This window comes from Phyllobacterium sp. P5_D12 (assembly GCF_054049495.1).
In genome coordinates, this window is record NZ_JBFUMG010000329.1 from 1 (window position 1) to 5,053 (window position 5,053).

General features: G+C 56.7%; 7 protein-coding genes. 6 read left to right on the forward strand and 1 reads right to left on the reverse strand.

Annotated elements, in window-relative coordinates:
• The 3 genes from ACXJ5O_RS18485 to ACXJ5O_RS18495 all read left to right on the forward strand — a co-directional run.
• Window positions 1-489: ATP-binding protein (locus tag ACXJ5O_RS18485; RefSeq protein WP_457301171.1), on the forward strand; the 489-nt coding region annotated here is incomplete at its 5' end.
• Window positions 490-698: 209 nt separating this feature from the next.
• Window positions 699-1,118, forward strand: a complete 420-nt coding sequence (locus ACXJ5O_RS18490) for an organic hydroperoxide resistance protein (protein WP_457301172.1) — start codon at window positions 699-701, stop codon at window positions 1,116-1,118.
• Between the two features lie 57 nt (window positions 1,119-1,175).
• Window positions 1,176-2,228 (forward strand): alpha/beta fold hydrolase, encoded by a 1,053-nt coding sequence (locus tag ACXJ5O_RS18495; RefSeq protein ID WP_457301173.1) that lies wholly within the window; start codon window positions 1,176-1,178, stop codon window positions 2,226-2,228.
• Between the two features lie 43 nt (window positions 2,229-2,271).
• Here the strand turns inward: ACXJ5O_RS18495 and ACXJ5O_RS18500 are convergent, their stop codons facing one another.
• A complete protein-coding gene (locus tag ACXJ5O_RS18500) occupies window positions 2,272-2,916 on the reverse strand; it encodes a CDP-alcohol phosphatidyltransferase family protein (protein WP_457301174.1) in 645 nt (214 codons plus the stop codon).
• Window positions 2,917-3,118: 202 nt separating this feature from the next.
• Between ACXJ5O_RS18500 and ACXJ5O_RS18505 the strand changes: the two genes are divergently transcribed.
• The 3 genes from ACXJ5O_RS18505 to ACXJ5O_RS18515 all read left to right on the forward strand — a co-directional run bounded on the left by ACXJ5O_RS18505 (window position 3,119) and on the right by ACXJ5O_RS18515 (window position 4,915).
• On the forward strand, window positions 3,119-3,619 hold the full coding sequence (locus ACXJ5O_RS18505; RefSeq protein ID WP_457301175.1) for a hypothetical protein: 501 nt from the start codon (window positions 3,119-3,121) through the stop codon (window positions 3,617-3,619).
• Window positions 3,620-3,696: 77 nt separating this feature from the next.
• Window positions 3,697-4,338 (forward strand): alpha/beta hydrolase family protein, encoded by a 642-nt coding sequence (locus tag ACXJ5O_RS18510; RefSeq protein WP_457301176.1) that lies wholly within the window; start codon window positions 3,697-3,699, stop codon window positions 4,336-4,338.
• A gap of 214 nt (window positions 4,339-4,552) precedes the next feature.
• A complete protein-coding gene (locus ACXJ5O_RS18515; protein WP_457301177.1) occupies window positions 4,553-4,915 on the forward strand; it encodes a DUF2147 domain-containing protein in 363 nt (120 codons plus the stop codon).
• The last annotated feature ends 138 nt before the right edge of the window (window positions 4,916-5,053 follow it).

The following is a 5,053-nucleotide window of genomic DNA, read 5'->3' on the forward strand; positions in this document are numbered from 1 at the left end:
GCCTATGCCCGCAGCGCACATGGAAATACAGAAAAAGCCTCCCGCCTGGACGTGGACTCGTTTATGGAAAGCCTCGTTTATGATTATCAAGATACGGGCAAGGCTGTGACCCTGAGCGGAAAGAYTGAAACTGCAATCGTCACCCGGCCCCACGCCCTGCGCCGCATCTTTACCAACCTGATCGACAATGCCCTGAAATTCGGCGGAGACGCCGAAGTTTCTCTTGAAAAAGACCCTCAAGGGACAGTCATCGTCAAAGTGCTCGATCGTGGCCCGGGCATTCCGGAAGATCAACTTCAGGCAGTCCTCCAGCCATTTTTCAGGCTCGAACAGTCGCGGAACAGAGGAACCGGCGGCACAGGGCTCGGATTGGCAATCGCGCAGGAACTCACTCTCGCCATTGACGGGACGCTTAACCTTGCAAACCGACCCGGTGGAGGTCTTTCCGCAGAGATAACATTGCCTCAAACGTTCAAGCCGCACGCCTGAACGAACATACCAATCGAATTGGGAGGACACTCGTCTCAAACCTTGACCGCTCATTTGTATCTCAATGTACCGGCCTCGCCTCCTTACACAATTCGTTTCAATTCCCGCCAACCCTGACACATGCTGGATACGTCTCTAGCGCCTTATGCGGGCAATGACTGGCTGCAGTCATTGCTTGAAGCAAATCAACCGTTCAAAGKACCAATACAATGACCCAAGTCGAAAAAGTGCTCTACACAGCCAGAACCCACACCACCGGCGGCCGAGATGGTGGCTCGGGCAAAAGCGATGACGGCCATCTCGACGTCAAATTCTCGACCCCCGGCACCGCAGGCAGCGGCACCAATCCGGAACAGATGTTTGCTGCCGGCTGGTCGGCATGTTTCATCGGCGCCATGGGCCTTGCAGCACGCAAGATGAAGGTCACCATGCCGGCAGACACTGCCGTCGATGCCGAAGTGGATTTGTGCAATGTCGATGGCGCCTATTTCCTTCAGGCCMGACTCAACGTCAGCCTCCCAGGTCTGGAGCGTGACGTTGCGCAGGCGATAGTCGACGGTGCACACCAGACATGCCCGTACTCCAAAGCCACACGCGGCAACGTCGATGTAGTGCTCAAGGTCGTCTAGAGCACAAAGGCCTGCTAGCATCAGTCTGAATCAACTTCAGCAATGGATACGATAACAATGTCGCAAGAAATCAACCATCGTCGCCGGGGGCTTCTCGGCATAGCGGCCGCGACTTTTGCTGCCGCAACACTCATCCAGTCCGTCAGGGCAAACGCGCAGACCGGCACGGCAAAATCGGCCGCACTGCCGACCATCAAGCCGGGGGCGAATACCTCCATGGGTCCAATCAAGCAGATCGACGCCGGCGTCCTCAATGTTGGATATGCCGAAGCTGGCCCTGCCGATGGCTACCCGGTTATTCTTCTGCACGGATGGCCGTACGATATCTATAGTTTCGCCGACGTCGCTCCTTTGCTTGCCGGCGCAGGCTACCGCGTGATCATGCCTTATCTGCGCGGCTACGGCACCACGAAATTCCTTTCTGGCGATACTGTTCGAAATGGCCAGCAGGCCGTTGTTGCTGTCGACATCATCGCGTTGATGGATGCACTGAAGATACAAAAGGCAATCATTGCCGGCTTTGACTGGGGTGCGCGCACGGCCAACGTTATTGCGGCCCTATGGCCCGAGCGCTGCAAAGCTCTGGTCTCGGTAAGCGGCTATCTGATCGGCAGCCAGGAGGCGAACAAGAAACCGTTGCCACCGAAGGCGGAGCTTGCCTGGTGGTACCAGTACTACTTTGCAACCGAACGCGGTCGCCAGGGCTACGATAGCAACCGGCACGATTTCTCCAAGCTCATCTGGCAGCTCGCATCGCCGAAATGGAACTTCGACGACGTAACGTTTGACCGGTCGGCCGAAGCGTTCAACAACCCGGATCATGTCGCAATCGTCATTCATAACTATCGCTGGCGCTTGAGCCTCGTCGAAGGTGAGCCGCAATATGACGATCTGGAAAAACGGCTGGCAACATTTCCGGTGATTGCAGTCCCCACGATAACACTTGAAGGTGACGCCAACGGCGCGCCGCACCCGGATCCAGCGGCGTACCGCAACAAGTTCTCAGGGAAATACGAGCACCGGACCAGTAGCGGCGGTATTGGCCACAATCTGCCACAGGAAGCACCGCGCGACTTCGCTCAAGCCGTCCTCGACGTCGATACCTTTTAGGAGCTACTGCGGACTCGCAGAGACGCGGGTCCGCAGTACCAAGTCATTCGGGGCCAGACCGGACTGCTAATCCGCGGGAAATGCTGATTGTTCGTGTGACGCAGGTCACGAGACTACCGATCGTTATGATGACCAATGCCACAAGCAGCGACCAGTGGCTCCCGAAGAGCCACGTTTCCACGCCCTGCGCCACGAGACCCGCCGTGAGAACTGCCATGCGGCGCTGTTTCGCCATGATGCCGCTGAAATCCTGAGCCAATCCCAACGATCCACCGAAAACCCTGATGTAGGCGGTCAGGGCAGCGAGCAGAGCGCATAGCCAGCCAAGCCAAGGGTAGCCCACGGCATATCCAACCGGAACAAGAAACAGCGTATCGCAGATCCGGTCGGGAAATTCGTTGTAAAGAGGCCCGCCCGGTGTTTTCTTGCCGCCTTCGATCGCGACCATTCCGTCGAGAAGGTTGCAGATCAGTCTCAATTGCACGCACGCAGCCGCGCAAAGCCAAGCGATCGGATGAACGGTCAACGCGATGAGCGCGCCCCCGACGACCGCAAACACTATCGACAGCAGCGAAATACTGTTGGCAGTGATGCCGGCTTGCGCCAGATACTTGCTGAGCCTGATGGCCCAGGGAGACGATCGGCTGGAAATCGGGCGGCGCGCGACTTCCTCTTGCAGTTTAMTCATTCACTTCCCCCACCTGGCGATCACCCTCGCCGAGATTGCCCTTCCGCAATCGAAATTGAAAGTGGATGCCGGTATTTTTACTGCACCAATGCGTTGCCGGTTGTACACTATGCAGATGCTGGGCCGTATTCGTTAAGCGGAACCCACCCCTGAGATGGCGCGTTGGAACATTAGCTTTGCTCAAGCTTTGAAGGATGCCGCTATGATGCAGATTCTTGCGGGACTGATGTTGGCTTTTACAGTGGGGGAAGCTGCACGTGCTGACGAAGCGGCGTTTCTCCAATCCCTCGAAGGCAAATGGGCGGGTAACGGCGCGGTGCGCATACGCACGAACGTCCCGTCCATGACGGTTTCTTGTACCTTCGACTCGTCGACCACGCCTTCATCGCTGGCGCTGGAGGGTAGTTGCACCGGCTTGATGGTCATGTCCCGCGCTGTTGCCGTCAACTTGACATCGAGCGGCGGCAGATACACCGGCTCCTACACTGGATCAGCCACCGGCGTAGCTCGCCTCTCTGGAACGCGGCGCGGAAACGCCATTAACCTCGGTATTCTCTGGGCCAAAAATGTCAATGGCGACCGCAAAGCACAGATAACCATGCGGAAAGTCGGCAATAACGGTATGGTGTTGACGACGACCGACATGGATCCTCGATCCCGTACGTCCGTTGTCACCAGTGAAATAAATCTCGTGCGCAATTAGCCGGGCGAAATATTCTCCATTCCACCATTGCAGCATACCGTGTCACAATAATCGCGGGTCAAAAACGGCAGGCTGAAATGCACGATAAATTTCTGTTCGACGGACCGGACGATGCGACGGTCACCATTCTGCTTGCCCATGGTGCAGGAGCACCGATGGATTCAGCGTCGATGGAAGCCACGGCCAAGGCTCTTGCCGCGGCGGGCTTTCGTGTTGCGCGTTTCGAGTTCGGTTATATGGCGTCTCGCCGTACATCAGGCGTGCGAAAGCCTCCGCCTCGCGCCGAAAAACTCAACCCGGAGTACATTGCGGCGGTTGACGAACTTGGCGCGACGGGTCCGCTGATCATTGGCGGCAAGTCGATGGGTGGACGGGTCGCCAGCATGATCGCTGACGATCTCCATTCTGCCGGAAAAGTTGCCGGTCTCCTCTGTCTTGGCTATCCGTTTCATCCGCCGGGCAAGCCGGAGCAACTGCGTACGAAGCATCTCGCCGGGTTGATGACGCCCGCATTGATTTGCCAGGGCACACGCGATGAGTTCGGCACGCGAGAAGAAGTTTCGGGTTACGCACTCTCACACAAGATCGAACTTCTCTGGCTGGAGGACGGTGACCACGATCTCAAGCCGCGCAAKAGCGTATCCGGCTTCACGGCCGCCGATCATTTGAGGACTCTGGCCACGGCGGTCACGGAGTGGACGGGTCGCCTGGCGCTATGACCGCGCTTGTCATACGGGCGCTCCAGATTCACCCTTGATCATTAGTCACGAAACTTGCTTTGTCCCTATTCCTGTCCAATTTCTGCTGTAACAACTGCCACAAACTATAGCCATCCGCGCAAAGAGCGCATCGACTTTCCACCATAATTTAACACGGAGCCACGATTTGTTCGGTACTAAGAAAGCTATTCTCTCTCTCATTTTAGCAGGCAGCATGACGACTGCGGTAATGGCGCAGGAACCAAAGATTGTTGGAACCTATGTCAACGAGTCTGGCGGCACGAAGGTCAAACTGAGCGAGTGTGATGCCGGCGTTTGCGGCACGATCATATGGATGAAAAATCCGGTCAACGATGTCAACAATCCCGACGCTTCCAAACACGACCGTCCGGTGGTGGGTCTTCAGGCGGTAACACTCAAGTCAACCGGGTCTGGATCGTATACGGGTTCTCTGTACGATACGGAAAGCGGCAAGACCTATGCGGGCAAGGCAAAATTTTCCGAAGCGAGCGTTCAACTCTCCGGTTGCGTCCTAGGCGGCCTTCTATGCAAAACCCAGACCTGGCAGCGCGAATAGGTGACAGGGCGGCAAAGATCAGTGATCTTTGCCGCCCTTTGCGTCCTTTAGGCAGCGACCGAGATGTCGCTTTCGAGAGGAACGGATGCGATGGTCTTGAGAATTTGGGACGCTATCTGATAGGGGTCGCCCTGTGAG